Source organism: Chryseobacterium daecheongense, assembly GCA_027920525.1.
GTDB classification, from domain to species: Bacteria; Bacteroidota; Bacteroidia; order Flavobacteriales; family Weeksellaceae; genus Chryseobacterium; species Chryseobacterium proteolyticum.
In genome coordinates, this window is record CP115858.1 from 214,447 (window position 1) to 241,420 (window position 26,974).

At 36.9% G+C, this 26,974-nt stretch carries 29 protein-coding genes and 1 tRNA gene; 23 read left to right on the plus strand and 7 right to left on the minus strand.

Translation table 11 applies throughout. The features are described 5' to 3' along the window. Window positions 1–52: 52 nt before the first annotated feature. The 11 genes from PFY10_00945 to PFY10_00995 all read left to right on the plus strand — a co-directional run bounded on the left by PFY10_00945 (window position 53) and on the right by PFY10_00995 (window position 11,389). On the plus strand, window positions 53–328 hold the full coding sequence (locus PFY10_00945) for a hypothetical protein (GenBank protein ID WBV57006.1): 276 nt from the start codon (window positions 53–55) through the stop codon (window positions 326–328). Window positions 329–656: 328 nt separating this feature from the next. Continuing rightward, on the plus strand, window positions 657–2,126 hold the full coding sequence (locus tag PFY10_00950) for a response regulator (protein WBV57007.1): 1,470 nt from the start codon (window positions 657–659) through the stop codon (window positions 2,124–2,126). A gap of 6 nt (window positions 2,127–2,132) precedes the next feature. Beyond that, window positions 2,133–5,738 (plus strand): response regulator, encoded by a 3,606-nt coding sequence (locus PFY10_00955; GenBank protein WBV57008.1) that lies wholly within the window; start codon window positions 2,133–2,135, stop codon window positions 5,736–5,738. Window positions 5,739–5,753: 15 nt separating this feature from the next. Further along, window positions 5,754–6,119, plus strand: a complete 366-nt coding sequence (locus PFY10_00960; GenBank protein ID WBV57009.1) for a response regulator — start codon at window positions 5,754–5,756, stop codon at window positions 6,117–6,119. After that, on the plus strand, window positions 6,120–6,950 hold the full coding sequence (locus PFY10_00965; GenBank protein ID WBV57010.1) for a protein-glutamate O-methyltransferase CheR: 831 nt from the start codon (window positions 6,120–6,122) through the stop codon (window positions 6,948–6,950). It begins immediately after the preceding gene. A gap of 8 nt (window positions 6,951–6,958) precedes the next feature. Beyond that, complete coding sequence (locus PFY10_00970; protein WBV57011.1) at window positions 6,959–7,540, plus strand: chemotaxis protein CheB; 582 nt, start codon at window positions 6,959–6,961, stop codon at window positions 7,538–7,540. A gap of 16 nt (window positions 7,541–7,556) precedes the next feature. Continuing rightward, window positions 7,557–7,922, plus strand: coding sequence for a response regulator (locus PFY10_00975; protein WBV57012.1), 366 nt, complete (start codon window positions 7,557–7,559; stop codon window positions 7,920–7,922). 171 nt (window positions 7,923–8,093) lie between these two features. After that, window positions 8,094–8,585 (plus strand): MarR family transcriptional regulator, encoded by a 492-nt coding sequence (locus PFY10_00980; protein ID WBV57013.1) that lies wholly within the window; start codon window positions 8,094–8,096, stop codon window positions 8,583–8,585. A 6-nt stretch (window positions 8,586–8,591) separates the two neighbouring features. Beyond that, window positions 8,592–9,350 (plus strand): hypothetical protein, encoded by a 759-nt coding sequence (locus PFY10_00985; GenBank protein ID WBV57014.1) that lies wholly within the window; start codon window positions 8,592–8,594, stop codon window positions 9,348–9,350. Window positions 9,351–9,559: 209 nt separating this feature from the next. Continuing rightward, a complete protein-coding gene (locus PFY10_00990) occupies window positions 9,560–10,567 on the plus strand; it encodes an SDR family oxidoreductase (protein ID WBV57015.1) in 1,008 nt (335 codons plus the stop codon). An 81-nt stretch (window positions 10,568–10,648) separates the two neighbouring features. Next, window positions 10,649–11,389, plus strand: coding sequence for a sterol desaturase family protein (locus PFY10_00995; GenBank protein ID WBV57016.1), 741 nt, complete (start codon window positions 10,649–10,651; stop codon window positions 11,387–11,389). 20 nt (window positions 11,390–11,409) lie between these two features. Here PFY10_00995 and PFY10_01000 read toward each other — a convergent pair whose 3' ends face one another. From PFY10_01000 to PFY10_01015, 4 genes are all read right to left on the minus strand, one after another. Continuing rightward, window positions 11,410–12,273, minus strand: coding sequence for a DUF1932 domain-containing protein (locus PFY10_01000; GenBank protein WBV57017.1), 864 nt, complete (start codon window positions 12,271–12,273; stop codon window positions 11,410–11,412). Window positions 12,274–12,448: 175 nt separating this feature from the next. Next, complete coding sequence (locus PFY10_01005) at window positions 12,449–12,805, minus strand: nuclear transport factor 2 family protein (protein WBV57018.1); 357 nt, start codon at window positions 12,803–12,805, stop codon at window positions 12,449–12,451. Beyond that, window positions 12,768–13,400, minus strand: coding sequence for an NAD(P)H-dependent oxidoreductase (locus PFY10_01010; GenBank protein WBV57019.1), 633 nt, complete (start codon window positions 13,398–13,400; stop codon window positions 12,768–12,770). Before PFY10_01010 ends, PFY10_01005 begins: the two co-directional genes overlap by 38 nt. A gap of 47 nt (window positions 13,401–13,447) precedes the next feature. Continuing rightward, window positions 13,448–14,281 carry a sigma-70 family RNA polymerase sigma factor gene (locus PFY10_01015; GenBank protein ID WBV57020.1) on the minus strand — a complete coding sequence of 278 codons (834 nt, stop codon included), beginning with the start codon at window positions 14,279–14,281 and terminating at the stop codon, window positions 13,448–13,450. 109 nt (window positions 14,282–14,390) lie between these two features. On the opposite strand from PFY10_01015, the gene PFY10_01020 reads away from it, so the two are divergent. After that, on the plus strand, window positions 14,391–14,954 hold the full coding sequence (locus PFY10_01020) for a Crp/Fnr family transcriptional regulator (GenBank protein WBV57021.1): 564 nt from the start codon (window positions 14,391–14,393) through the stop codon (window positions 14,952–14,954). Window positions 14,955–15,053: 99 nt separating this feature from the next. Continuing rightward, window positions 15,054–15,443 carry a RidA family protein gene (locus tag PFY10_01025; GenBank protein ID WBV57022.1) on the plus strand — a complete coding sequence of 130 codons (390 nt, stop codon included), beginning with the start codon at window positions 15,054–15,056 and terminating at the stop codon, window positions 15,441–15,443. A 174-nt stretch (window positions 15,444–15,617) separates the two neighbouring features. Here the strand turns inward: PFY10_01025 and PFY10_01030 are convergent, their stop codons facing one another. Continuing rightward, window positions 15,618–16,679, minus strand: coding sequence for an NADH:flavin oxidoreductase (locus PFY10_01030; GenBank protein ID WBV57023.1), 1,062 nt, complete (start codon window positions 16,677–16,679; stop codon window positions 15,618–15,620). A 135-nt stretch (window positions 16,680–16,814) separates the two neighbouring features. Between PFY10_01030 and PFY10_01035 the strand changes: the two genes are divergently transcribed. The 4 genes from PFY10_01035 to PFY10_01050 all read left to right on the plus strand — a co-directional run bounded on the left by PFY10_01035 (window position 16,815) and on the right by PFY10_01050 (window position 19,578). After that, window positions 16,815–17,156 (plus strand): helix-turn-helix domain-containing protein, encoded by a 342-nt coding sequence (locus PFY10_01035; GenBank protein ID WBV57024.1) that lies wholly within the window; start codon window positions 16,815–16,817, stop codon window positions 17,154–17,156. Between the two features lie 255 nt (window positions 17,157–17,411). Then, window positions 17,412–18,470 (plus strand): ketoacyl-ACP synthase III, encoded by a 1,059-nt coding sequence (locus PFY10_01040; GenBank protein WBV57025.1) that lies wholly within the window; start codon window positions 17,412–17,414, stop codon window positions 18,468–18,470. Between the two features lie 93 nt (window positions 18,471–18,563). Next, window positions 18,564–18,648: transfer RNA gene (locus PFY10_01045), tRNA-Ser, on the plus strand. Between the two features lie 402 nt (window positions 18,649–19,050). Beyond that, window positions 19,051–19,578: a Crp/Fnr family transcriptional regulator gene (locus PFY10_01050; GenBank protein WBV58977.1), complete on the plus strand. Its 528-nt coding sequence runs from the start codon at window positions 19,051–19,053 to the stop codon at window positions 19,576–19,578. 564 nt (window positions 19,579–20,142) lie between these two features. Here the strand turns inward: PFY10_01050 and PFY10_01055 are convergent. Further along, complete coding sequence (locus PFY10_01055; GenBank protein WBV57026.1) at window positions 20,143–21,138, minus strand: SDR family NAD(P)-dependent oxidoreductase; 996 nt, start codon at window positions 21,136–21,138, stop codon at window positions 20,143–20,145. Window positions 21,139–21,174: 36 nt separating this feature from the next. After that, window positions 21,175–21,942 (minus strand): succinate dehydrogenase/fumarate reductase iron-sulfur subunit, encoded by a 768-nt coding sequence (locus PFY10_01060; protein WBV57027.1) that lies wholly within the window; start codon window positions 21,940–21,942, stop codon window positions 21,175–21,177. A 392-nt stretch (window positions 21,943–22,334) separates the two neighbouring features. Between PFY10_01060 and PFY10_01065 the strand changes: the two genes are divergently transcribed. The 6 genes from PFY10_01065 (at window position 22,335) to PFY10_01090 (ending at window position 26,966) form a co-directional block, all read left to right on the plus strand. Further along, complete coding sequence (locus PFY10_01065; GenBank protein WBV57028.1) at window positions 22,335–22,526, plus strand: DUF3606 domain-containing protein; 192 nt, start codon at window positions 22,335–22,337, stop codon at window positions 22,524–22,526. 93 nt (window positions 22,527–22,619) lie between these two features. Then, the gene (ligD, locus tag PFY10_01070; protein ID WBV57029.1) at window positions 22,620–24,506 is read left to right on the plus strand and encodes a non-homologous end-joining DNA ligase; all 1,887 of its coding nucleotides are present in this window, start codon (window positions 22,620–22,622) and stop codon (window positions 24,504–24,506) included. After that, window positions 24,503–24,946 carry a hypothetical protein gene (locus tag PFY10_01075; protein ID WBV57030.1) on the plus strand — a complete coding sequence of 148 codons (444 nt, stop codon included), beginning with the start codon at window positions 24,503–24,505 and terminating at the stop codon, window positions 24,944–24,946. The genes ligD and PFY10_01075 overlap by 4 nt, the downstream gene beginning before the upstream one ends. 54 nt (window positions 24,947–25,000) lie before the next feature. Then, window positions 25,001–25,315, plus strand: coding sequence for a hypothetical protein (locus tag PFY10_01080; protein WBV57031.1), 315 nt, complete (start codon window positions 25,001–25,003; stop codon window positions 25,313–25,315). Beyond that, a complete protein-coding gene (locus PFY10_01085) occupies window positions 25,312–25,554 on the plus strand; it encodes a hypothetical protein (GenBank protein ID WBV57032.1) in 243 nt (80 codons plus the stop codon). The genes PFY10_01080 and PFY10_01085 overlap by 4 nt, the downstream gene beginning before the upstream one ends. A 686-nt stretch (window positions 25,555–26,240) precedes the next feature. Beyond that, window positions 26,241–26,966 (plus strand): NUDIX domain-containing protein, encoded by a 726-nt coding sequence (locus PFY10_01090; GenBank protein WBV57033.1) that lies wholly within the window; start codon window positions 26,241–26,243, stop codon window positions 26,964–26,966. Window positions 26,967–26,974: the final 8 nt, after the last annotated feature.

Consider the following 26,974-nt stretch of genomic DNA (forward strand, 5'->3'; position numbering starts at 1 on the left):
ATTAAAAATAAAAAACCAAATCAAACTATATTTTTTTAAAATTGAATTCACTATGCAGGGAATAGAGCCAAAAATACACCAGGAAGTAATCAAGAGAATTAATGATCTGGAGCAGCTTTTAAAGCAATCTCCCGATCAGGACAGGACCTATACAGATGAAATTGTTATGATGAACACGGAATTATCAGCGCTGTATGAAGAGTATCTTAGTATAAAAAAGAGATTGGAAACCTGCATTAAACTCTACAGGTCAAGACATATTGAGATCAGAAAGCACCTTACCCATAATATTAGAAAGATTAAACGGGAAAGGGTTAACCGAAAATAAATAAAGGGTACCTATTTAAAAATAGGGTCCCGCGACTCAACTTTTACGAATAAAAACCTGAGCCGGAAAATTAATTGATAAAATGTGGTATCTATAATGGTTCAGTAAACAGGTTTTTTTTGATTTTATATTGAGTTAAATTCGGTTAAATAGTATTTTAATTAAGGAATAATTGGTATTTTGTAATGAATGTGTGCTGATAATTGTATTATTGGTTGGTTTTTTAATGGATAATTGATTTTAAGAACATTATTAAGAAAATCAATCATTTTTTGGGATTTTGTGAGTACTTTTGAGGACTTAACTCCCATTAGATTATTTGTGCTTTATGATCTTAATTGTCGATGATAACCAAAACAATATTTACTCATTAAAGAAACTATTAGAATCCAAAGATTTTCAGGTAGATACTGCTAATTCCGGTGAAGAAGCATTAGGGAAAGCATTGAAAAATGATTATGCCCTAATTATTCTCGATGTTCAGATGCCGGGAATGGATGGTTTTGAGGTAGCTGAAATATTTGCAGGTTATAGTAAAACGAAAGAAATTCCTATTATATTTCTTTCAGCGGTAAATACAGAAAAGAGATTTATCACCAAAGGATATGCTTCCGGAGGTAAGGACTATGTCACCAAGCCGGTAGATCCCGAAATTCTTTTACTGAAAGTTAAAACATTTTATAATCTGCAGGAGCAGAATATTGAAATGAAAAAAACTCAGCAGAGTTTACAGCTTGAGGTAAAAGGAAGAAGAGAGTCACAGGTTACTATGAAGTCTCAGATTGATCACTTTCATCTGATGCTGGAAGGCTTGCCGCAAATTGCATTTACGTTGAATGATAAAGGGATCATCGATTTTGTCAACGGCAGATGGTATCAGTATTCAACATCTGATAAAAACTTCCCCGAAACTTTTCCTGATGATTTAGATATAAAGGAGCAATTTGAAATTTCAAGGAAAAATGGAAAATCACTTCAGCTTGAGACGCGGATAAAAAATATTGAATCCGGAGAATACAGGTATCATTTATTGAGAATATCACCGGTTTATGAAGGTAACCATGTCAAAAACTGGGTAGGAACATTTACGGATATTGATGATCAGAAGAGGGTAGAAAATGAGAAAGATGAATTCCTGAGTATTGCCAGTCATGAACTGAAAACTCCTCTTACAAGCATTAAAGCGTATGTTCAGTTGTTGGAACGCAAGCTAAAACTTGACAAAGACAGTGCAGAAGCAGGATATGTAACCAAGGTCCAGGATCAGATCGAAAAATTGAACAGCCTTATAAGTGACTTACTGGATGTCTCTAAAATTGAGAACGGGAAGCTGAAGATCAACAGGAAACCTTCCAATCTTGAGAAGATAATTGAAAATGCTATCGAAACCATACTTCAGACTCATGATGAAAATAAGGTAAAAATCCAGCGTCACGGGGAAATACCGGATATCCTTATTCCGTTTGATGAAATTCGTATAGAGCAGGTATTGATCAATTTCCTGACCAATGCCATCAAATATTCACCACAAAATAACCAGGTTATTGTCACTACATTTGTAGATGATGACCAGGTAAAAGTAAGTGTTACCGATTTTGGAATCGGGATTCCTGATTTTAAACAAAAGGCAGTATTCCAGAAATTTTATCGTGTAGAAGAATCGTCACTACAATTTCAGGGAATGGGAATAGGCTTGTATATCTGTTCAGAGATCATCAAGCAGCACCATGGAACAATCGGATTATCAAGTATTGTCAATGAAGGTTCCACATTTTACTTCACTTTACCCTTAAACTAATTTTTTATGCCACAAAAAGTTATAAGAAATCTGCAATTTGGAGTCGGGCTTTCGCTGTTAATTTTAATAGCAAGTTCCGTAGCATCGTACTGGAGCATTCAGAAACAGATGGAAAACCGCGAAAGCCTTTCCCGTACAAGAAGATCCATTACTGCAGTAAAAGATATATTAATTTCCCTTCTGGATGCAGAAACTGCCAACAGAGGATACCAGCTTACCGGCAAGCAAAATTTTCTGGAACCCTATAACAGAAGCGTTGCAGCCTATCCTAAAGCAATTGCCTATGCTAAATCCTTAGACATTAAAGATAAGGCACAGCTAAAGCGTTTGGCGGATCTGGAATATAATGTGAACACGAATATCGGTAACCTTAAGCAATTTGTTGAAAACAGGAGCAAAGGAATCGTAATGACGCAGGATCAGCTTATTTTAAGCAAATCCTATATGGACAAATGCAGAAAGATCGTTAGTGATTTTGTACGGTATGAAGAAATTCAGCTTGAAATAAAAAACAAAGATCTTAACCGTTCCTCAAACACCACTGTTATTTTTATCATTTTTTCAGCACTTGCAGCCATAGTGGTAACTACTTTCTTTTATCTTAAATTAAGAAGTGACCTTCTCCGCAGAGATAAGCTTGAAAAAGAGCTGAAAGCAAAAGATCTGGAAATCACAAAACGGGTAAGTGCAATCCAGCAGATTGCCAATAGAGTTGCCAACGGAGACTATAGTCAAAGGGCTGTGGATAATGTACAGGATGATCTTGGAGATCTTGTGGAATCACTGAATAATATGACGGACTCCCTAAAGAAATCCTTTGATAAAATAAACAGAAGCGACTGGCACCAGAAAGGATTGGCTTTACTGAATGAATCTCTGGTTGGGAATAAGTCTGTTAAAGAGGTTGTTACCAATTCCCTGAATCATATTATCGAATACGGAGGAGGAACCAATGGTGCCATCTACCTGCTTGATGAAGGTAAATTATTCCTGAACAGTGCTGTAGCGCTGGAAGATAATATGAAAAAATCTTTCGAACCGGGAGAAGGAATGGTAGGACAGGTCTTTCTTCAGAAGAAAACAAAGGTATATAACGACCTTAATGACGAAGATTTTGCGGCAACATTTGCCAGCAGCAAATTAAAGATTAATGGACTCGTAGTAATCCCTATTACTCTGGACAGGCAGAGTATCGGAGTTTTGGAAGTAGGCTCAACCACAAATTTCGATCAGGATAAAATCAATTATTTCGCAGATAGCTGCAGGAATATAGCAACTGCCATAAGTGCGGCAAAAGGTCGTGAAAAGGAACAGCGTTTATTGGAAGAGACGCAGGCACAATCAGAAGAACTTCAGGTACAGCATGCAGAACTTGAAAACCTGAATACTGAACTCGAGGCGCAGACACAAAAGCTTCAGGCTTCAGAAGAAGAACTGAAAGTTCAGCAGGAAGAGCTTATGCAGACGAATGCAGAACTGGAAGAGCGTTCAAAATTACTGGAAGAAAAAAATCACCTCATTGCAGAACGTAATATAGAGATCCAGAAAAAAGCGGAAGAACTGGCTTTAAGTACGCAGTACAAATCAGAATTTTTAGCCAATATGTCGCATGAGTTGAGGACTCCTCTTAATTCTATCCTGCTTCTTTCCCGTTTAATGGTAGAGAACCCGGAAGAAAATCTCAATGAGGACCAGGTAGAGTCAGCGAAAGTAATCCAGAGTTCAGGAAGAAGTTTGCTAACATTGATCGATGAGATCCTGGATCTTGCTAAAATTGAATCCGGGAAAATGGTTCTGGAATATGATGACGTTGCCCTGGAAGATGTGGTGAATGACCTGCGAAACCTGTTCAATCCTTTGGTTAATGAAAAAGGGATCAGATTTGACCTTGAAATAGAAGAAGGTCTTCAAAAGTCTATAGAAACGGACCGGTTACGATTGGATCAGGTTTTACGTAACCTGCTTTCCAATGCTTTCAAATTTACACAGGAAGGAAGCGTGGGGCTGTTCATTAAAAAAGATCCTAAAAATAAAGACTTTATTACCTTCAGCGTAAAAGATACGGGAATCGGAATTCCGGAAGATAAGCAAAGAATTATTTTTGAAGCATTCCAGCAGGCAGACGGATCTACCCAGCGTAAATTCGGTGGGACAGGTTTAGGATTATCCATAAGCCGTGAGATTGCCAAATTATTGGGTGGGGAATTATCGCTTACCAGTGTTGTTAACGAAGGAAGTGAATTTAGTTTAACGATTCCGGTAAAAGCGGTCTCAGAAACGGTCCAGGTATCACTTGATAAAGAATTGGTAGAGATCATAAAAGAAGATGTAGAGGAGATTAAGAACATTGCAGGATATGAAGAAGAACCGGAACAACCGCTTACGGTTTTGGAAATTCCTGAAGAAATAGCAGATGACCGGGATAATATTACGGAGGATGACAAAGTTATATTGATCATCGAAGACGATACCAACTTTGCAAAGGCACTTCTGAAGTATGCCCACAGACAAAATTATAAAGGAGTAGTGGTTGTAAGAGGAGACCATGGGCTCTCTGCAGCATTACAATATCATCCTTTAGCTATCTTACTCGATATTCAGCTGCCGGTAAAAGATGGATGGCAGGTAATGCATGAGTTGAAATCCAACCCAAAAACCAAACCTATTCCGGTGCACATGATGTCTTCGTTGCATATTAAAAAGCAGGAAAGTATCATGAGAGGAGCCATTGACTTTATCAATAAGCCTGTGGCCCTTGAACAGATGACGGATGTATTTAAAAAAATTGAAGAAGCCCTTCGAAAATCACCTCAAAAAGTTCTTATTGTAGAGGAGAATGCTAAACATGCCAGCGCATTGTCATATTTCTTAAGCAATTTTGATATTTCTCTGGCGGTGAAAGATAATGTGGAGGACAGTATAAAGGCGCTTACGGAAGCTGAGGTAGATTGTGTTATCCTGGATGTGGGACCGGCAAGAGGAAAAGGATATAAGATCATAGAATCAATCAAAAGCTATGAAGGCCTTGAAAATCTTCCGATCATTATTTTTACAGAAAACAACCTGTCTTCCTCTGATGAGTTGAAGATCAAACAATATGCTGACTCTATTGTTGTTAAAACGGCACATTCATACCAAAGGATATTGGATGAAGTCGGTTTATTCTTACATTTGGTTGAAGAGAAAAGTACAGAAGCACCGCGAAACAAAAATCTCGGATCACTTACTGAAGTATTAAGTGGAAAGAAGATTCTGATTACGGATGATGACGTACGGAATATATTTTCACTAACCAAAACGTTGGAAAAATACAAAGTAGAAGTCATCCTTGCGATGGATGGGAAGCAGGCTTTAGAACAGATTAAAGAACATCCGGATATTGATGCTGTTTTGATGGACATGATGATGCCGGAAATGGATGGCTATGAAACCATACAGGAAATAAGAAAAAAACAGGCGTTCAGCAGATTACCGATCATTGCCGTTACGGCAAAATCCATGATAGGCGACCGTGAAAAGTGCATTACCGCCGGGGCATCAGATTATATATCAAAGCCTGTGGATGTAGATCAGTTATTATCTTTGTTGCGTGTTTGGTTATATGAAAGCTAAAAAAACTCACTTCTGATGAAAAAAAAGATTTTGATCGTGGATGACGATCCGCGAAACATATTTGCACTTAAACTTACTCTGAAAGCCAGAGGATATCAAATGGAGAGCTGTACAATGGCGCAGGAAGCCATTGAACTTTTACAGAAAGACGACCGGATCGGGGTTGTATTGATGGATATGATGATGCCGGAAATGGATGGTTATGAAGCCATCAGGATTATCCGCGAAACGCCTTCGATCAGTAAGGTTCCCATTATTGCCGTGACGGCACAAGCCATGAAGGAAGACCGCCAGAAATGTCTTGATGTTGGAGCACAGGATTATGTGAAAAAGCCTATCGATGTCGATCTTTTATTAACTGCCATTGAAAAACTATCGTAGATGCTGGAACCAAGTATTGTAAAGGATGAAGAGGTAGAGCATCTGATAAAAGATGTTTATGAACTGTATGGTTATGACTTTTCCATGTACAGCAGGGCTTCGTTTAAACGAAGGGTAAACAGGATCTGCCTGATCGATAAGTTTACAAGTTTTGCAGAGTTAAGATATACTGTGCTTAATGATCCGGATTATCTGAAGCACTTTATCGAGGAAATTACGGTGAATGTGACGGAAATGTTTCGTGATCCCTATTTTTTCAAAGCATTAAGGGAAAATATTTTACCCCAATTGGGAACCTATCCTTTAATCAGAATCTGGGTGGCAGGCTGTTCAACCGGGGAAGAGGCTTATTCCATGGCCATATTATTGAAGGAAGCCGGTCTTTATCAGAAATCACTGATTTATGCTACGGATATTAACCCTTCTGTGCTGGAAACAGCTCGTGCCGGAGTTTTTCCTCTGCAACAGATGAAATTGTATTCAGAGAATTATATACTTTCAGGAGGTAAAAAAGATTTTTCAGATTATTATACGGCCAATTATGACAGTGCAATGTTTGATTCAAGTCTCAAACAGAAATTGATTTTGTCTACCCATAATCTGGTGTCAGACAGCTCCTTTAACAGTTTTCAGCTGATTATATGTCGAAATGTGCTCATCTATTTTGATAAAGCTTTACAGGAGCGTGTTTTTCAGCTGTTTGACGATAGCCTTGAAAATCTGGGCTATCTTGCTTTAGGTTCGAAAGAAACTCTTAGATTTTCGAATCTGAACAGATATTATCATCAGGCCGATGATCAGCGGATCTGGAAGAAAGTAGACCATCATTAATATTTTATATGAAAGAAATAGAAGAGAATATTGAACTCGTTGTCATAGGAGGTTCTGCGGGAAGCTTGGAAGTGATATTAGATATGGTGAAAAAGCTGGATCATAAGATCAGCTTTCCCATTATATTGGTTGTTCACCGTAAATCTCAATCCGTAAGCATTTTACCGACTTTGCTGCAGCAGTTTTCTTCTATAGAAGTAACGGAAATTGAAGATAAAACAGAAATAAATAATAATCAGATCTATATTGTGCCGGCCGACTATCATCTTTTATTTGAAAGCAAAGAGCTGGTATCTCTTGATAGTTCGGAAAAAATGAATTATTCACGTCCATCGATTGATGTAACCTTTAAGTCAGCTGCAGAAATATATGGGAAAAGTCTTGTCGGAATATTGTTATCCGGTGCTAATGCCGATGGAGTAGAAGGTTTACAGTATATTAAAAAAAATCATGGAAGGGTGTGGATCCAGGATCCGGATACCGCGGAGGTTAACTATATGCCCAGACATGCAGTGGAAGGAGTGAGCTATGATCTCATCATTACTCCTGAAAATCTTGCAGAGTGCATTAATCAATTAAACCGGTTTTAAATTAAAGCTAATATATATGAGTAAGAAGAAAATTTTAATTTTTGATGATGACAAGACGATCCTGGACGTTGCAACCATCATTTTTGAAGAAAGTGGTTATGAAGTAGGGATTTCAGAAACGTCGCATGATATCATCGATAAGGTATCACAGTTTCAGCCGGATGTGATTCTGATGGATAACTGGATTCCCAATATCGGGGGAGTAGAGGCGACGAAACTTCTGAAAAACCATGAAGAGTTCAAAAAGATCCCTGTGATCTATATAACGGCTAACAATGATATCAATGCGTTGGCGGAAAGCGCTCAGGCTGATGATTATATTGCCAAGCCATTCAACCTGGATGATCTTGAAGAAAAGGTAGCTAAATACCTGAAGGGATAAACCGGATAAAAAAGCGTGTTTATCATACCGGATGTATAAAATCCTTACCTGACAAAGTAAGGATTTTTTATTTCTATTCATGGTCTTGTATTTTTTTTTCAAAAAATATATAGGCGCCTATATAGTTGTATATATTTTTTATATATTTGAATGTCCAATATGTACAATTCCATGAACAATGATTTCATAAAAGAGCTTGGCTATAAGGCACTTGATTCCCGGTTTAAAAGGATCAGTGAAAAGATGGCTTACAGTGTGAAGAAACTTTATAAAGATCTTGATTACGACATAGAGCCCAACTGGTATCTGATATTTATGATCCTAAGGGATAAAGGAGAATTATCTCTGATAGATATTGCTGAAAGTCTGGGGTATTCCCATCCGTCTGTTGTGGTCACGGTAAAAAAAATGGCAGCCAAAGATTATCTGGATGTAAAAAAAGATGATTCGGATAAAAGAAAACAGATCGTATCACTTTCTCCCAAAGCATTAAGATTAATGCCCGAATTTGAAATGCTCTGGAACAGCTGTGAGGCTGCCATTCTCAAAGTATTGCAGGAAGATCTCACGATCTTAAAATACCTTGATACTATTGAAACCTCTTTGGAGGAGACCTCCTTTTATTATCGCTTCAAACAGGAGTATAAAAACCAATTAAAATAAAAACCCATGAAAAAATACCTTATCATTCTTCTCTCGGTATTTTGCGTATTTTCCTTTGCAAAAGAGACCAGAATAACCATCAGAGCGAAAGCTAAAGATGCTAAATTCATCGGAAGTTCTCTGGGAGGAGCGTATGTGATTGTAAGGAATAAGATCAATAATACCATTTTGGCTGAAGGAAAAACCAGTGGCAGTACAGGAAATACGGATCTGATCATGAAAGCTCCAAAACATAGAGATAGTTCTATTGTTGATGATGCAACCGGTAAATTTCTGGCTACGGTTAATATTGATGAACCTACTTTTGTAAGTATAGAAGTGTTTTCACCATTCAATCATAAACAGGCACAGGCGAAAGTAAGCACGGAAATATGGCTTATTCCTGGAAAAGATATTCTGGGCGACGGGATCATCCTGGAAATACCCGGGTTTATTATTGATATTTTAAAGCCCCGAACGCATCAATATATCGGATTAAGCTCAATCAGTGGAAAGCCTTTTCAGATACAGGCCAATATTGTTATGATGTGCGGTTGTGTGATCGATAAAGGTGGTGTATGGGATTCCGATAAGTTTGAAACTAAAGCCTTAGTTAATAAAGATGGAAAACGGGTAAGTGAAATCAATTTATCACTGGTCTCTACCAACCTATTTGAAGGGAACACTTCTATTTCTGCACCGGGAAATTATGAGATAATCGTTTATGCTTTTGATCCCAAAACAGGAAACACCGGAGTGGATAAAATCAATTACGTAGTATATTAAAAGATACAGAGGTTTTTATACCTTCTTGTTTATATCCGCATACACTATAGTAAAGCTGCTTTATTCGATCTTGATCTATAGTTGTAGTATAGTTGTTTTGAACTTTTTAATTATAAAAAACATATAAAAATTAGAATATTAATGGACTAGATTACCTTTTATGGCATGATAATAGGTTGATTATAAGCATTAACCAAATCAATTACAAAATGAAATCTGAGACTAAATTAAAAAAGAGTATAAGAGGGAAAACCGTAGTCATTACCGGAGGAAGTAGTGGAGTTGGTAAAGCTACTGCGGAAGCATTTGCACTGGAAGGATGTAATATTGTAGTTGCTGCCCGCGGTAAAGAAGCTCTGGATGAAACCGTGAGTCTTTGCAGGGATCTTGGAGTGGCGGTAATAGGGATACCTACAGATGTTTCAAAAGCTGAAGAAGTTGCTCATCTTGCTGAAACAGCCATTCAATTTAACGGAAGAATTGACATCTGGGTAAATAATGCCGGTGTCATGGCAAGCGGAAAATTTGAAGAAATACCCATGGAACTCAATGAGCAGGTCATCAAAACAAATTTGTTCGGATATATGCATGGGGCTTACAGTGCGCTCCCCATCTTCAAAAAGCAGCAGGAGGGAATCTTAATTAATAATGTTTCTATCGGTGGGTTTATGCCGGCTCCTTACAGTGCTGTTTATTCATCAACAAAATTCGGAATTCGCGGTATGATGGATTGTCTTCAGGGAGAGATCTCCGATTATCCGGATATTCATATTTGTAATATTTATCCTCAGATTCAAAGATCCACCGGAAATATGCATTCGGCAAAATATTCCGGACTGGATTTTAAAATTCCGCCGTTTGCAGCAGATCCCCGGGACACAGCCAAAAAAATTGTAGAGTTGGCTAAAAACCCCAGAAAAGATCTGTTTCCCGATTTTACCTCATTACTTCTTAAAAATATCTACGGATTATTTCCGAAACCGATCATTAATGTAGCTTCTGCAGGGATGAGAATGATGATGAAAGCTAAAAATGCTCCACCTGATTCGGGTAATATTTTAAAGCCTTCGTCAGAGCCTCACCGCATTTATGGGGAAACCATGCTGCCCGTCCCTTCCAAAAAGACAAAATTAGCCATTGCAGCGGGACTGGGTTTAGGTTTGGCTTACATGATCTTGAAAGCCGGTTCCGGAAATAAGCAAATAAAGAATTCTTAATATAAGAAGCGATATTTCAGCAGTAAAATTACTACGCATTTCATTTCGTCCGTTGCCCTGAAATTCATACTTTTATACTTCATGATAGAGAACGGATTTTTGAATTTCAGCGGATCGGGATTTCCCGAATATATAAAAATATTGGAACGGTTGACCTGGTTGGATTGGGTAGGGGCTAGCCTGGCTGTAAATATCGCTTTGTATCTTTTTTCAATAAGTCTTTATCTGAGTATTGAAAAGACCTGTCCCAAAAATAAGCTACAGGAGCATAGTCATCCTGTCATGCGGTCGGATTATTATCTGAGCTTCGTAACCATTCTCTGTAATTGCTTAGTAATGCTCTGTGGTGTTTTCCTTTGGAAAAATCATTGGATTACATTAGGAAATAGGTTTTCAGCGGTTTCCTTTTTTTTAGAGGTCCTGGCTTTAATCCTACTGATGGATCTTTGTATGTACTTTTTCCATTTTATTGCCCATACACCTTATTTTTATAAAAGATTGCATGGAAGACATCATGAACATGTTAACACCAACTTCTTAAGCCTTTTTGTATTGCATCCGGCAGAAACAATAGGATTTGGATTGATGATACTGGCCGTACTGGTGTGTTACGATTTTTCTGTTCTCTCCATTAGTCTGTATCTTCTTATCAATCTCATTTGGGGAACAATTGGTCATTTGAATAAAGAGTTTTTCCCACCTCAGTTTAACAAGTATTTTGTAGGAACAACACAATTCCATAACCAACATCATGTAGATGAAACTAAAAACTTTGGTTTCTACACTTCCATCTGGGACAGGATATTCGGGACTTATAAATAATGATTACAGTTGGCTGAATTTTATTTTAATTTTTTAAAACTCCTGAAAGCTTCTGTAACACCATCAAATTTTTCGTTTTTAAAAATACCGGATTCATCAACCCTTTCAAAAGTTTCAGCGGTACCGGCAGCAATTGTATGGGGAAGTCCTTCACTTCTGAGCATATCGGTCAGACCTTTCATTTCATCAATCCTTCTTGATATATGCTGTGGGTAAGTAGGAGTTGTTTTAATCAGATCCTGATACGTTCCCGGAAGAAATGCCTGAAGGCTTTCATTCAGTTCATCAAGGATGCCATAATGAGACGCAGCGATCATTGTTTCAAAAAACAAAGCGTTCATTCCTTTATTGACCATTGAAAACAGAAGCTTGTAAGCTGAAGCTGCTTCTGTTTTTTCACCGGCATCTTTTATTTTAAATATCCCGCCGAATTGTTCTGCAAATAAGTTTCTCCAGATACCGCTTACAACAAACGTTGCCTGGTCCGGAACATCTTTGGAAGCACCCATTACCGCTCCGTTTACAAATCTGATATTCCACGTACTGCACATTTTTTCAATAGCTAAAGCAATCTGAGGAGTATTGGAATTGAGGTCTATAAAGACAGGTCGGTTATCCGTGTTTTTGAGATGGCCGATTATATTTTCTGCCACCTTCGGACTTGCTTCAGGATTTGCCAATGAAATAATAATATCTGCCTGTTCCGCTATGTTTTGTAGAGTATTCACATCATGGATTCCCGCATCTTTAATATTTTGGAGCGTCACTTGCGATCTTCCTTCACCTGCGGTGATAACCGTATATTTATTTTTGATTAAGGTTTTGGAGATTTGTGTTCCCATGTCTCCGGGAAAAAGAATGGCTATAACAGGTTGGGCAGTCATTATAATTTCAGTTTAACATTCAAATGATGAAGTAAATTTTATTGCAAATTTCTTAATTTTTTTTAATTCCTAAACATATTGTCCCGGATAATTTCTATAGTTTAAAAGCCAATATTACACTTACAGCCGGTATCGATATTTTCTACACTGGCTGTAAGTAAGGTTACGGTGAAATTTACTTCTTTTCAATCACCGGAATATTGGTAATGACCTGCCATTCTTCATCCTCCTGTACACATGTAATGGTAGATGAAAAGCGGAGCACATCGCTCTCCAGGCTGAGTTTTGCAATAGCAATATTCCCTTTTTGCTCAATTGAGTCAAAAGTAAGGGTTCTTGGTTTTCCGCCAAAGGTTTTATTGCTGATGTACTTAATGTATTGTTCTTTGGAAATAATAAAAATCCCTTTTTGTTCGAAAAATCCATCCTGAATATTCTGGTAATCTTTGTGAAGAACTTCGTCCATAAGATTCGTATCACTGGTGTCACCTGCTTTAATGAATTTTTCTATAGTCTGTTTTATCTGTTGCATAATCTGATTGATTTAAATGTTGATTAATCTGCTTTCTTTGTTGTTGGATTTTTATAGCTGCTTGCTCCGGATCTACCATTCCATCCATCGGAAAATAACTTATATCTAAGATACCCAGCTGGTTTAATATGCTTGTGACCTGAATTTCAATAGGATTTTTTTCCTGAGAAGCAGGTTGAAGAATACCCAGTGCCGTAATGAGATATGCTTTTTTACCGGTCAGCAGCCCTTTTATTCCATTGGTGCCATAGGCAAAGGTTTTTTTCGTCCGGACTATAAGGTCAAAATATGCTTTTAATGAAGAGGCAATTCCATAATTGTACATCGGAGAGGTAATAAGGATGTCATCGCAGGAATACAGCTCATCTATAAGCAGATCGGACAATCCGATGTGTCCTGAATGTAATGAGTCATCAAAAAATCCATTGAGTGTTTCCTGGGTCAGGTGGGGAATAGGCTGTAAGGTCAGGTCCCTCGTGATAATCCTTCCGTCATGATATTTTACTTTCCATTGTTCTGTAAAATAATCACCCATGGAACGGGAATAGGAATCATTTATCCTGATGCTGCTGTCGAGGCGAAGTAGTGTTGTCATGTTCTGCTTTTTCTTTAAAGACACACCGCTTCTCGGAAACGTGACGTTTATGTTAATCTTTTTAATTTTTCCGGATCTACTATGGAATAAATCTCCCGGATTCTGCCATCACGATCAACATCTAAAATATGGCAGTTGTATATCAGATTTTCCCTCCAGAAACATATGGCTGGCTGATGATTGAACCTGTGAAAAGTAAAAGGTTTGTGGTTAAGAAACTGCTGCTGGACATAGGCAAGAAGGGTAGCTGTAGCTGATTTTCCTACTTCCACTGCTTTTATCACCCGGACACGCTGTCCGCCATCTGCAGAAAGCCTGATGTCGTTCAGTAAAAGTTCCTCAAGCATCGGGATGCTTCCTTCGCTTAATGCTTTTTGATATTGAGAAAGGGTTTCATGGGAAATCGAAAAGTTGATGTGATCTGGCTTATACTCGATATTCTGAAGGTGTTTCGTTGCCCTGCTCAGTAATTTTCTTGAATTTTCAACAGAGATATCAAGGAGTTGTGCGATTTCCTGGTGGGAATAGTCAAAAGCTTCTTTTAATATATAGACAGCACGTTCTTTAACCGTTAGTTTTTCTAAAAGAACAAGCAAAGTATAACGGGCAGTCTGTTCCTGAATAAGTCTGTTTTCCGCATTATCAAAAGACAACGGTTCCGGAAGCCACTCTCCATATACCATCTTTTTTGTGTGCCTGTTTTTAAAATTGATAGCGTGATTGATGGTGCTTTTTATTAAAAAATTCTTCTCATTCCTGATTTCTGTTTTATCCAATGAAATGTATTTTTCCAGAACATCCTGCACGAGGTCCTGTGAATCTTCATATGAACCTGTAATATTATAAGCGTAAGTCAATAGCTGACGATAATTTTCCTGCATGCCTTTTCTATTTAAGACCCATCAGAGGGGAAAAACGTGACCATTCTGATCAAATTAAAATGATAAAGAAAGTAAAAGTAGTATTTTTATACTTTCGAAGCTACTACAGATGCAGGATCCGTTAAGAATACATATTGAAAAAGTTGTTCCGGTAAGTGATGAGGAATTTACCATCATTTCCTCGTATTTCACGAGGAAGAAATATAAAAAGTACCAATTCCTGATTCAGGAAGGGGAGTCTGTATCCTGCAATTATTTTGTTCTAAAAGGGCTTTTAAAATTGGTATATACTGATGATACCGATAAAAGCCATATTGTAGGCTTTGCCATGGAAGACTGGTGGGAGAGTGATTTCAAAGCTTTTTACACAGGATCCAGAGCAACGATGTCTCTGGAATGCGTTGAAGATACGGAAGTTCTTTGTTTAACATTGGAGGGATATAAAAAACTATGCAGTGAGATTCCCAAAATGGAACATTTTTTTCTTGAGAAAGCTTACTTTGGTTTTATATCAGCCCAGCAACGTATACTTTCGATGATGACCTCCTCTACGAAAGAAAGGTATGATCAGCTGCTTAAACAATATCCGGCACTGGTTCAGCGTGTGCCTAAATCTCTTTTGGCTGCTTATCTTGGCGTTTCGAGGGAAACATTAAGCCGCTTTTCTTTATAAAGGAGTGATCTTCATCACTTCATAATCGTGATCCATGTCAAGAGTTGTTCCAGTGGATATATTGCAACTTTGCTACAACAATATAAACAACAAACAACAATGGAAAAGCGAACAATTAATCCCTGGAACTGGCAAAAAGAAAGAAGCTATTCCCAGGCTGTAGAAGTGAAAAATGCAGAAGCTACCTTATACTGTTCCGGGCAGGCAGCTATTGATCCGGATGGAACTTCAAGTACGAAGGATATGAAATCCCAGCTGGAACAGGCTATAGCCAATCTGGAGGAAGTAATTACTACTGCGGGTTATGAATGCAAAGGAATCGTCAGATTAAATATTTACACCACATCTACGAAAGAGCTGTGGCCTCATTTTCCTATCCTTCAGGAGTGGATCGCCAGGCATGGTATTGAACAGGCAGTTACCATGCTTGAGGTAACAGGATTGTTTGAAACTTTAACCGTGGAGCTCGAGGCGACCGTGGTGAAATAATGAACAACTTTATTAAAAAAACAAAACCTTCAAGTCTTAAACTTGAAGGTTTTTTATGCCAGTAATTTCCGAATACTTCTGAAATCCTTTTTGCACATTGGAAATCATCTGGAGATTAGATTTCCGGTTATTGAAGAAAACTTTATATATAAACAAAGAAATTGTTGTAACGGTTTAATACAAAACTCCCATACTTTCTGCTGCAAAGCCTGAAAGTTCTTCTAATTTTCCCTCTTTTACTTTTTTCACCCACTGATAATCGTTCAGTAAAGCACGGCCTACAGCCACTAAGTCGAAATCCTGTCTTTCTAATCTTCTCAGTAATTCAGTAAGGTCAGATTTTTCTGAGCTTTCACCCGCAAATGCCGACATGAAATCACCTTTAAGTCCTACTGATCCTACGGTAATCGTTGGCTGGCCGGTTACTTTTTTTGCCCATCCGGCAAAGTTAAGATCCGAACCTTCAAACTCTGGCTCCCAGAAACGACGTTGTGAACAATGGAAGATATCTACTCCCGCTTCTTTTAAAGGAAGCAACCAATCTTCCATCTCAGAAGGGTTTGTGGCCAGCCTGCTTTTATAATCCTGCTGTTTCCACTGCGAAAGTCGGATGATAATTGTAAAATCTTCTCCTACAGCCGCTCTGATTGCTTTTACTACATCTACAGCAAAGCGGGTTCTTTCCTTTATTGTTTTACCACCATATTCATCAGTTCTTGTATTGGTAACCTCCCATAGAAACTGGTCGATAAGATAACCGTGAGCACCGTGGATCTCAATACAATCGAAGCCTAAATCTTTAGCTGATTTCGCTGAAGCTGCAAATTGATTTATGGTGTCCTGAATATCTTCCAGAGACATAGTAGAAGCTTTTTCCATAGGAACCAAAGGATAGTCGTCAGATGAACGGGTGTCGCCCACGTGCCATATCTGTGGTCCCATTTTACCCTCGTTATGATGAACCTGGTCGATTACATTTTTCCAACCTGCCAATGCTTCAGTACCGTAGAAATCAGGGATGTTCTGCATATTTTTAGAGGCAGGGCGATTGATTACAGTTCCTTCAGAAAGGATTAATCCAACTTCTGAGGCTGCTCTACGGCCGTAATAATCTGCAATTTGTTGTGTAGGTACACCATTATCCGACTGTGCTCTCGTCATGGGAGCCATTACAATTCTGTTTTTAAGGTGTAGATTTTTATAGTTAAATGGAGTGAATAACGCGTCTGTACTCATTTTCTATTAATTTTTATTAATAATTTTTATTCTTTTGTTACACAAAGTAACTAATAATAATTCGTTTTTGTACCTATTAGAAAAAAAATTGTGGTAACTTTGTCGTAACAAACGATAGTAACCGGCTTGTAACTTATGAAAGAAAATAAAATAACCCAGCACTGTTGTCCCCTGGTAAAGGCTATGTCTTCCCTGGGAAGTAAATGGAAGCCTGTCATTGTTATGGTAATTAATGACAGAAAATTACGGTTTGGACAGATTGCAGCCCGCATTCATGTCATTTCGCGTAAGGTTCTTACCGACCAGCTAAGAGAAATGGTAGAGGATGGACTGCTAATCAGAGAGGAATTTAAAGAACTGCCACCACGGGTTGAATATACCCTCACGGAAAAGGGACTTGCTCTTTTGCCCATTTTAAATTTATTGGAAGATTGGGAAAGAAATTATGAAACAAAAGAAGTGTTGGCTGAGGCATAACGTTCTTTGATTTTATAAGATTAAGAGTTTTGATGCCAGGTTGATGATTGATTCCTACCCAGTTAAAGATTATTTTATTTTTTATAAGAGGTGCATTAGTGAATTAAAATTCAGTAAATGCTTATGACATGCATAACAGATTAAGTAAAAAAAGAAGACAATCTCTAATCTCAAATACTTTTTTTTATAATTAATCGTTATATTTATCGAATTAATTCTTAAATCAAAAATGGATTAATAGATCATAACTTTTAGATGACCAGTAAAATCATTGGTGTAGGAAACTACATCCCCCCGGAAACCATTACCAATTTATTCTTTGATAAACACAATTTTATAAACAAAAGCGGCGAGTCATTAAAAGAAAGTAATGCTATTATTGCCAGTAAACTCAAGGAGATTACGGGCATTGAAGAAAGAAGATATGCAAGCAATGATCAGGTTACATCCGATCTGGGCTTTATTGCTGCCAAAGCAGCTATCGAAGATGCAGGAATTGATCCTGAAACGTTGGATTATATTATATTTGCCCATAACTTTGGGGACGTCCGCTTTGGAACTGTTCAGTCCGATACGGTTCCGAGTCTTGCCTCAAGGGTGAAACACCTATTAAACATCAAAAATAATTTTTGCGTCGCCTATGACGTATTATTCGGATGTCCCGGATGGATCGAAGGAATCATCCAGGCCAATGCATTCATTAAATCCGGTATTGCCAAAAGATGCCTGGTTATCGGAGCTGAGACCTTATCCCGGGTAGTGGATATCCACGACCGGGATAGTATGATCTATGCAGATGGGGCAGGGGCAGCCATTCTGGAGATCTCTGAGGAAGAAAACGGAATAAAATCCCATATCTCAGCCTCTTTTACCCTGACCGAAAAAGATTATTTATATTTCGGAAAATCATACAACAATGACAAATGCCCGGATACCAAATATATTAAAATGGATGGGCGTAAAATTTACGAATTTGCTCTTTCAAATGTTCCGGATGCAATGAAGAAATGTCTGGATGACAGTGGCTATGGAATTGATCAGCTGAATAAGATTATCATCCATCAGGCGAATGAGAAAATGGATGAAGCTATTGTTAAAAGATTCTATCAGTTGTACAATACACCTATGCCCGAAGATATTATGCCTATGGTTATCAAAAAACTAGGTAATAGCAGTGTGGCAACAATCCCTTCATTACTAAGCATGATCCTTAAAGATGAACTGGATTCTCATGATATTGATAAAGGAGATATAGTCTTGTTTGCTTCAGTAGGAGCGGGGATGAATATTAATGCATTTGTATATAAATTTTAATATTTTATTCACAGACTGCTAAAAATATTTTGCCAGAAATAAAAAACTCTCTATATTTGCACCACTGAAAACGAAGGCATAGCCGGAGTTCAGGGAGAGTTGGCAGAGTGGTCGATTGCGGCAGTCTTGAAAACTGTTGACTGTAACAGGTCCGGGGGTTCGAATCCCTCACTCTCCGCAAATGCTTAACAAGAGTTTTTCTGAAAGCGTAAAAACATGAATACATCCTGCAAATTAAGATTTGCAGGATGTATTGTTTTTGGGGATGAATGAAATTTCAAAAGCACTTCAAAAAATTTGTGATAACTCTGCAGTAGTTTTTAAATCACTTTAAAATTGCCATAAAAAATAGATTCAAGAGCTGTAAAATACCGGATGTTATGCTTTAATAACTACAGCTACTCGTTATCGACTTTGATGATCCATTAATGAAGCATTTTTACACATTTTATTTACCAAATAAGTTTTTACGAAGATGATTATTTAAAATTATTAACAGTTAAAAAAAGATTATGTTATTAGCGAAGAAATTTTAAGCTCAGCTGGTGCTGGGTTAAAAAGATACAATCCAGAAGAAACGATTTTTCACGAGGGAGGCGCACCGTTATATTATTATCAAATAGTAAAGGGTGAAGTTAAACTGAATAATTATAATGCCGAAGGAAAAGAATTTATCCAGAATATTCTATTTGATGGACAAAGTTTTGGTGAGTCGCTTTTATTTGATGATAAACCATACCCAATGAGTGCAGTAGCTATCACTCCCAGTACTATTCTTAGATTAAGTAAACGAGATTTTTTAGAGATGCTGGCAAAGCATCCACTTCTCTTTTTTAATTTTTGCAAAGAGCTATCAGACGGGCTGTATTACAAATATATTATGCTTCAAAAAAATTCTCTGGAAAGTCCGGAGGAAAGGCTTATTGGCGTTATGGATTACATGAAAAGTTTTCAAAAAGAGCAAGCTACGTTCTCTTTCCAAGTACCTCTTACAAGACAGCAACTTGCCAGTCTTACAGGAATTCGTGTAGAAACTGCCATAAAAGCTATCAAACGTATGGAAAAAGAAAAAATTGTAAAAATAATTAACAGAAAAATTTTGTATTAATTCGTACCATTATGAAGTCACTCATAAAACTCGAATTACTCTATTGTAAAATTGGTTTGACAATACGATTAATCTACAGTTTTCCCTTGATACATGATAGAGACTGAATTATCAGCCTTTTTAAGAATAAAAGTGGGAAAATAAACACAGTATTATGGGTTTCAAAAAAATATTTTGGCATATATCAGTTAGGCTTTCTGCTTATAAAATTTTACTTACTTCTCTGCTTATAAAGGAGAAATCATCTTTACAAAAAGTTGGAGCTGTATCCCAAAACTGATGCTTTAAATGTACAACTCTAATACAGCCTTAATTTGAAAATGGTCCCTTAAAATCATAAAAGTAGAGGTAGAGAACCTGCTGTAGAAATGCTGTATATAAAAACGAGTACTATTGGTTTGCAGGAAGGCTCAATTTTTTTTAATGATAATAGTACCATGATAGTAGATTAAGAGAAACTTTCAAGAGCAGCCACAATTTCTTTTGACAGGAGTTTAATTAATATCTGAATGGCGTTGAACTTGTTGTATCTGTCCATTTGTTTGATCAACAGAACGTGCTGCTTCATTCTTTTTTACTCAGAAAATTCCTGATATGGAAATCGAGGCTGTCTTCCACAGTAATAAATTCATAATTCAAAGTTTTTACAATTTTAGCATTAGACATTTTTGAGAAAGAGGTTAAAAATTCTATGTTTGCTTTGGTCAGTAATCTTAATTTTGGGATTAATCCTCCAGAAAGAATATTTAAAATTCTCCCTATTTTTAAAATGTTCTCAGATAAAATAAAAGGATTAACCGTCTTTTTAATTAGTCTAGACAGATCGCTGTACTTTCTGTTCTCTGAAATGATGATGAAACGTTCTCCGAAAATATTTTTTTCCATCAGTTCGATAGCGATTTCTGCTACATCCCTTACATCTACACATCCTGTTCCGCCAGGGAAAGAATACAATCTGTTAGCAAAAACTTGTAAGAATTCGCCACTGCTTTTTTGCCAGTTACCACTTCCGATAATCATCCCCGGATTAATGATAATGGTATCTAAACCTTGATGAAATGCATCAAGCACCGCTTTATCCGCATTGCATTTTGAGATGGCATATATTGTATTGTTTTCACCGCTGATAAGATCTGAATTTTCATCAATAAGTTTTTCACATTTTCCTTTATTGAAAATAGCTGCCGAACTTACATACAGAAACTTTATTTTATGGAAACGGTGGCAGCATTCAATTATGTTTTCAGTTCCTTCAACATTGACTTGGGTAACATCTTTCTGTTTTTTCGGATCATAAGTTACCTTCGCGGCACAATGATATACCTCCTGAACATCTTTAAGTGCATTTTGCAGACTTTCCTTGTTATGTAAATCTACCGTCACCCATTCTATCTTATTAAAATAGCTTTCAGCATTTTCTGAGTAATACTTCAATGATTGTTTCACTTCTTCCAAATCACTGGAGTCTCTTTTTGTGGCACGCACAGTTCTGCCTCTTTTGAGAAGTTCCAAAACAATTACCCTACCGAGAATTCCGGTAGCTCCGGTTACTAAAATCATTATTAAATAATTAAAATTACAATGCAGAATCTCGCCCTATTCTTCACTAAGCCAGGCATTCATATACTCTCTGTTCATTCTAGCGATAGTATCCAGTGAAATACTTTTGGGGCATTCAATTTCACATGCTCCAATGACAGAGCAATTTCCAAATCCCTCATCATCCATAGCTTTTACCATATTTAAAACCCTCCTCTTTCTTTCAATCTTTCCTTGTGGCAGTAATGCAAAATGAGAAACTTTAGCACCAACAAAAAGCATTGCAGCACCATTCGGACAACAAGCTACACATGCTCCGCAGCTAATGCAGGCGGCAGCGTCCATTGCTTTATCAGCATTCTCTTTGGGAATAGCAATAGCATTGGCATCCAGCGTATTTCCTGAAGTGTTGACAGAAATAAATCCACCTGCTGCCATTATCCTGTCAAAAGCACTACGGTCTGTCATTAAGTCTTTGATAACAGGAAATGCAATACTTCTCCATGGCTCAATGATAATAGTGTCTCCATCGTTAAACATCCTCATATGGAGCTGGCATGTTGTAATTCCTGTGTCCGGACCATGTGCTCTTCCGTTTATGTATAAAGAACACATTCCGCAAATTCCTTCACGACAGTCATGATCAAAAGCAACAGGGTCTTTATTTTCATAAATTAGCTGTTCATTAAGTATATCCAGCATTTCCAGAAAGGAAGAATCGGTAGAAACACCAGAAATTTTATATACTTCAAATTTTCCTTTACTTTTTCTATTTTTCTGTCGCCAGATTTTCAAGGTAAGAGATAAATATTTCCTAGTATTCATAGCAGTTTTAAATTTGATTATCAAAGTATAATTAATACCATTATAGTTTTTATGAGTAAAATCATATTATAACTGAATACAGCAGGAAATACTTATTAAAGAAAAGGAAATATAATTTAATGCTATTTTTTCTTGCCTGTGAATACATGGTTACTGAAATCAATTTTACAACCCCCAGTTAATATATTAGCTTTAAGAAACAGATTGCTGTAAAGTCTGACAGATCCGATTTTGATCACTAATTTATTTTTATACAACAATTTTCATTCATAAGTCTTCTGTTTTTAAACTTTTTAGTTTTGGTTATCTTATGTAAAAATAAATAATACGTAACGGCGTAATATTTGTATTTTTTTTAATCACCAAATGTAAATCACTTAAAATATTAAACCATGACAGACGATAAATCTAAAAAAGGGAAAAAAGACCGCAAACAGGTAAGTGGTTCAGAAAATTATGAAATCCAGTATTTCAAGGAAAAAATGAGAGTAACCTCACAAGCCGTTGTTGGTGCTATAAAAGCAACCGGTTCTAATGACCGAAAAACATTAGAAGATTACTTAAGGAAGCGTCACCAAAAATAGCAATACTTGCATCATTAGAGTGTCAGCTGTGCATTTGTTAAGTGCGGCCAAATTTTTAGATTCTAAAATCCATTAACTTAAAAAACAATTGGTATGGCTTTAGAAAAATATCGTGAAAAGCGGTCAGAAGAAAAGACTCCCGAACCCTTTGGGGGTAAGTCATCTGGCAAAGAATTGAGGTTTGTTGTTCAGAAACATGATGCTTCCCATCTTCATTACGATTTTCGTCTTGAAATGGACGGAGTGTTAAAAAGTTGGGCGGTTCCTAAAGGACCCTCCCTGGATCCGAATATTAAAAGACTTGCTATGATGGTTGAAGACCATCCATATGATTACCGGGATTTTGAAGGTATTATCCCAAAGGGACAGTATGGTGGGGGTACGGTGATTGTTTGGGACGAAGGTACTTATGAACCTTCGGAGCCAGTGGAAGGAGATTTGAAAAAGCAGGAGGAAAATCTATTGCACCAACTTCATGCCGGTAAGTTGAAAATAAAGCTAAATGGTAAAAAACTAAAAGGAGAATTCGCCTTGGTAAAAGCTTATGGTAGGGGCGAGAATAGCTGGCTTCTGATGAAGCTTGAAGATAAATACGCAACGACCAGGGATATTACATTAAAAGATAAATCCGTGATTTCCAAAAAGACAATAGTCCAGATGGAAAAATCTCCAGATAAAGTTTATGGAAAACCTAATGTAAAAAAGGAGAGTAGGCTCAAAGATAAGACTACTGAAAAAAAAACGACTCCAGAACTCATTGAGGAACAATTAAGCTCAAACAGATCAGAGAAGGAGGATATTGATGTGGATAAGATTTTAAAAGGCGCGCCAAAGAAGGCTTTTTACAATCATGTACAACCAATGCTTGCTACACTTGTGGATAAGCCCTTTGAAGATAAAAATTGGCTCTATGAAGTGAAATGGGATGGGTACAGGGCAGTGTCCTTTTTAAAAGGGGGCAAGGTTGAGATCAAATCTCGTAATGACAAAAGCTTTAACGAGAAATTTTATCCGGTATATGATTCGCTCAAGGCGCTTAATCTTAATGTTATCTTGGATGGAGAAATAGTCGTTGTAGGGGAGGATGGCAAGGCTGACTTCGGATCATTACAAAACTGGCGCAGTGAGGCAGACGGAACTTTACTGTACTATGTCTTTGACATTATATGGCATGATGGAAAGGACCTTACAGACCTTACCTTATGTCAGCGGAAGGAAATTCTAAAAGAAATATTAGAGGAGAATGATATAATAAAAATCAGTACACCATTTTATACTTCCGGGATAGAATTTTTGGAAGCTGCAAAGAACATGGGACTTGAAGGCATAATGGCCAAAAAGAAGGATAGTTTGTACCATGTACATGTAAGGACAAAGGACTGGCTTAAGATCAAAGCCAATAAAAGACAGGAAGTGGTTATTGGAGGTTTTACGTTGAATGATGACTCCAGAAAATCTTTTAGCAGCATCCTTGTAGGAGTTTATGAAGGTAAAGATCTTGTGTATAAAGGAAAAGTGGGCACAGGATTTAATGACAAGTTGCAGAAGGAGATGATGGAACAATTTAAACCACTGTTCACTAATAAGCCTCCTTTTTCTGAGGAGCCCGATGTCAACAAACCTTCCCGATTTCGGCCTAATCCCCCTCATGCTTCCGTTACATGGCTAAAGCCTAAACTTATCTGTGAAGTAAGTTTTACAGAAATGACCAGTGATGGAGTCATGCGTCACCCTTCCTTTGAGGGGATGCGGGAAGATAAAGACCCAATGGAAATTATTCTTGAAAAAGAAATTGATACAGCTCAGATTACTGATGAACATCATGAAAAAATAATAAAACCTGCTGGCAAAATGAAAAGGAAAACCTTATTGAATCCTACTGAAAAGACACAGGTGAAAACCGTCAATAAGCACGAACTTAAATTTACAAACCTGGATAAGGTTTTTGGCCAAAAGCAAAAATTACTAAACGCGATTTGATCAATTACTATTACCTGGTAGCACCATTTATTCTTCCTTATTTAAAGGACCGCCCTCAGAGTATGAACCGATTTCCCAATGGTATTGAAGGTAAAAGCTTTTATTTTAAAAATGTGACAGATACAGCACCGGACTGGGCTGATACTTTTTTGTATAGGAGTGAAACAGATAATGAGGACAAGCACTACCTTGTTGGGAAAGATGAAGCAACATTGTTATATATGGCAAATCTTGGCTGTATAGAGATGAATCCCTGGAATAGTACAATAAAAAAACCTGAACATCCGACATACTGTATCGTAGACCTCGATCCTGATAAAAACTCTTTTGATCAGGTAATCGAAACCGCACAGGTTACAAAACAGATTTTAGATGATATGGGTATAGATTCTTACTGCAAAACAAGTGGATCGACCGGTCTTCATATCTATATTCCGTAGGGAAATAAATATACATATGAACAGTCCAAAGAGTTTGCTCGCGTAATAGTCACCTTGGTACATCAAGAACTTCCTGATTATACAAGTTTGGAACGGGTCATTAAAGACCGTAAGGGAAAAATGTATCTTGATTTTTTACAAAACAGGCCTCATGCAACTATTGCATCGGTGTATTCTGTGCGACCAAAACCTGGGGCGACTGTTTCTATGCCTCTGCATTGGGATGAAGTTAAAAAGGGACTTAAAATGAGTGATTTTCATATTTTCAATACGTTGGAGCGATTGCAAAGTGAAGGCGATATATTTAAGCCAGTGCTAGGAAAGGGAATTGACCTTAAAAAGATAATTGATAAATATGCTGGGAAATGAAAAATGCCAGCAAGTCAAAAATAGAGGATACTAACCTAATAAAAAATAATATCATGAACGTCAAAAGAATTTTTGGGACAATATTAACCCTACTTGGGATAGGTGGCCTTATTTATGTAGGAAATGGCTTAATCACCAAAGGTGTAGCCAATATGCCGATTATCGTGGTGGGAATTATCGGTTTACTTTTCTTTTTTGCTGGAATCAGCTTAGTCAAGAATACAAAGGATGAGAGCTAAGCCAGGAAATAGTAATGAAGAAATTACATAGTTCAGATTCTCCGGACTATTACATCAGTAAAAGATTTAATATTCTGTGGTGTCCAGAGATGGACACTGCAGAATATAAGTTTCTTTGCAATTAATGACCGACAATAAAGTTGCCATATATTTTTTGTTTTCAACACTAATTTTCTTCTTCATAGTAAACATCTTGCCTGTCTTTTGATAGCAGTAGATGATATCGAAATCATCTGGCAATTCCAAGTTATAATTGGATTTTTTTGACGGATACCAGATCAAATAATCACACCTTTTAAATTTATTGTTTCATAATTTTTTGCTGTTAGAGCGGAAAATTGGTGAATGAAAATAGGTTTTTATTTACTTTTTCATAATAAAAAGTGTCTTTTTTACATTTTTTTTTCAGCTAAAATGAAAAAAAAATTAATTCTTCTTATCATAATATTTATTCAGAAAAAAATGATCCTCTTTTTGGTGTTGTGATATTGCAATTAATTGTGAACTCATGTCTTATGAAATAAGTAAGTGTATTTTTAATGATAACCTTATCATAATTTTTATACAATTCATATCATAAAAATTCGATATGTAATGTGTTGATAAGCAGTAGATAATGATGGATTTATTTTTTTTATTCAGATGAATTTTTATATTTGTAATGTTACCAAAATGTTAACAAACTAATGAATCAGAATTTTATTCATACCTACGTCTCTGTAGATTGCGTTGTGTTTGGATTTGACCATGAAAACCGGTTGAATATATTATTAGTACAACGTCATGTAGATGATGTACCATTGGAAAAACAAATCAAGCTTCCCGGAAGTTTGATTTTCAGCGACGAAGATGTGGATGATGCTGCACAAAGAGTACTGCATGAACTTACAGGGATTAAAAAAATGGTCCTCAAACAGTTCAAATGCTTTGCAGATCCCATGAGAGCAAGTAATGCGCATGATATCAAATGGATGGATCAGGAATACAAACATCATATAGACAGGATCATTACAGTGGCTTATCTTTCTCTTTGTAAAATAGACCACAAGATCAACAGTACAAAATATGATACCGTAGACTGGTATCCTATTGATGAAGTTCCGGGATTGCCTTTCGATCACAACAAAATTATCAGTGAATCTCTAATGGAGATCAGAAAATGGATTGAATCTGATTTCTCTATCATTTTTGAGCTGCTGCCGAAAAGATTCACCATCAGACAGCTCTATCAGCTCTATAGTGCATTAAGTGAAAAAAATATTGACATCAAGAATTTTCATAAAAAAATTTCTTCGTTCCCCTATATTGTTCCCTTGGATGAAATTCAAAAAGATGTGTCACACCGTGCAGCAAGGTACTACAGATTTGACGCTAAGATTTACAAGAAAAACAATACAAAACTTATAAAATAACCTTTTTA